This window comes from Streptomyces sp. NPDC007095, from assembly GCF_040634475.1.
Lineage (GTDB): Bacteria > Actinomycetota > Actinomycetes > Streptomycetales > Streptomycetaceae > Streptomyces.
The window spans coordinates 2,199-4,721 of the sequence record NZ_JBEYFS010000428.1 but is presented as its reverse complement, the minus strand read 5'-3'; the positions used below and the strand labels follow the sequence as shown (position 1 = coordinate 4,721).

Below are 2,523 nucleotides of genomic sequence, written 5' to 3'. Positions count from 1 at the left end.
GAGGAGTCCGGACCGCAGCAGGCACCGGCCTCGTCCTCGCAGGGCGGGGAGGGGGGAGGCGGCTCCCAGGGGCAGGGGCAGGGGCAGGGGCAGGGGCAGGGCAGCTCCGGGTTCGCGACCGAGAGCAACGGTCCGCCGGTCGCCGGTCCGGATGAGCACGTAACCTACGGCCTTGCGACAGCCCAGCGACCGGCTGGCCGGTCCGGTACCGACGGGCTGTCCGGAGGCGGTGGGCGGCAGGGTTCGGGAAGTGGCACGGAGGGGAGGCCGCCCGTCCTACGGGGATTCGAGGCGCCTGACGCCTCTGAGTCGTCCGGGGTATCGCATACGGAGCAGCTTGGTCCGCGGCCTGCTGATCTCCGGGGTGAGGTCGAGACCCCGACGTCCGGTGTCGAGGAGGCGCCGGCACGGCTCGAGGGCCTGGAGCAGCTGTTGCCGCAGCGGCAACAGGATATTCACGGCTGGCTCGACAATGTCGAGACGGGTGCGCCGCCTGAGTCGACACCAGTCGGCGAGCCCGGCCTGACGCACTCGGCGGACTCGCTGGGGCCGATTCACGGGGTTTCCGAAAGCCATGACGTCCCGAGCGCACATGACGTCCGGCCGACCGGGCGATCCGAGGAGATCGTCCAGGGCTCGCAGATCCGGGATGAGGCTCTTCCCTCCGTCACGCCGGAGGGGCTGGCCGGGCCGCCGCTGGACCGGACCGGCTCCGAGGAATCGTCCTCGATCACTCCGATTCCGGCCGCGCAGTCGGCGGGGACGGGGCCGGCGGGCCATGCCCCCCAAGGGGGTGTGCGTGGCGGCGAGCCGGGCGCCGAAGGGCAGCCGCAGACGGCTCCACGGGGGACCGGAGAGACCTCTGCGGGTGTACCGGCCGGGCAGAGGCCGTCGGTGGTAGCCGGGGGCGGGGCCGTCCAACGGCCGGGAACGGTACGCGAAGCCGGAGAGGTGCTGCCCCCGAGGCCGGCCACCGAGAACGCCGTTCCCAGGGTGGGGGCCGGCCGGTCGGCCGCGGACGCTGCCCCTCCGACGAGCCGCGACGGCGGGCGGTCCGACGGTGCCGGGCAGAACGCCACGGCCCATCCGTCGGTTGCCGGGCCCGCCGCGGAGCGCCCGACGGCGGGAGCGGGGCGTTCGGCGGCGGGAGACGGAACACCCCCGCCGCCCCGACCGCCCGGTCCGCGGCCGGAGGTGCGTCCGTCGGAGCCCGCGCACGAGCACCGCACCGGTTCCGCGGAGCCGGAGACCGGTTTCGCGGAGACGGCCTCCCAGCGTGGGCCGCTGTCTCCCCATGAGGACGCGCTTGCCGAGGCGGCGCGCTTCCAGGAGTGGAGTGGTGCCAAGGACGAGATTGTCCGCACCACCGAGGACAGGTTCACAAGCGAGGAACAGAAGGCCCAGCAGCAGGAGCGGGCCAACGAGGCCCTGGACGCGGCTCAAGAGGCGTATCAGCAGGAGAACATCCACGGGGTGCCCGAGCCTCGGGCGGGCAACGATCCGGAGACGGTGGCCAGGCGGCTCGGTCTCCCGGAGGAGTTGGTCGAGCCGGTGGCCAGGGCCTACCGGATGGCCGAGGTTGAGCACCAGTTGCGGTCGGGCGGGACGGACCGTCCGGAAGGCATGCCCGCGCTGTTGCGCGAGGAGCTGGCGGACGAGTCCGGTGCGCCGGTGGAGGCGCAGGCGCAGCCGTACGAGTCGAACCGCCCGGCGGACGTTGAGGGGACACAGTATCGGCGGGCGCTGATCAAGCACCTGTCGGCAGAGTTCTACGACTTCCGGGACCGGGAGCACCTGCCGGCGGCTGAGACGGTGGCCGACGGGTTGCTGCGGCAGCAGGCGCGGGGGGCACACGAGGGTCCGTCCTGGCGGCAGAGGGTCGAGAACCGTTTCAATGGGCGGTGGCAGGCTGATCTGGAGGAGCTGCAAGGCGGCCGGATCTCCAGGGAGCTGTTCGACGAGAGGTTCGGAGCCCTCAGCAGGGCGCTGCCGGACGAATTCGAGATCGCCGCGGCGGCCGACAGTGCGCGGATTACGGCCGAGCGGTTCTTCGATACGGCGAGGGACCGCGCGGACTTCCCGCCGTACGACCTTCCGGTGGCCGAGCAGGAGCGGGTCCGGGCGGAGTTCGGTGAAGAGGCCGCGGCCGAGGTGTACAAGGCGGCCGAAGGCTCGCGGCCGGAAGACGGGCGGATGGATCTGGCCACCTGGGACGAGGTGCGCCAGAAGGTCAATGCGCTGATTAGGGAGTGGAATCAGGGACTGCCTACCCGGGGTGAAGAGGCCGCGGCCGAGGTGTACAAGGCGGCCGAAGGCTCGCGGCCGGAAGACGGGCGGATGGATTGGGCCACCTGGGACGAGGTGCACCGGAAGGCCATTGCGCTGATTAGGGAGTGGAATCAGGGGCTGCCTGCCCGGTTGGAGCTTGAGGCCGCGGCCGAGGTGTACAAGGCGGCCGAAGGCTCGCGGCCGGAAGACGGGCGGATGGATTGGGCCACCTGGGACGAGGTGCACCGGAAGGCC

1 protein-coding gene is annotated in these 2,523 nt (G+C 72.3%); it reads left to right on the top strand.

What is annotated here, in order from left to right:
* Positions 1-1,194 precede the first annotated feature (1,194 nt).
* A partial coding sequence (locus ABZ656_RS56610) for a hypothetical protein (protein ID WP_360280356.1) occupies positions 1,195-2,523 on the top strand: 1,329 nt, incomplete at its 3' end.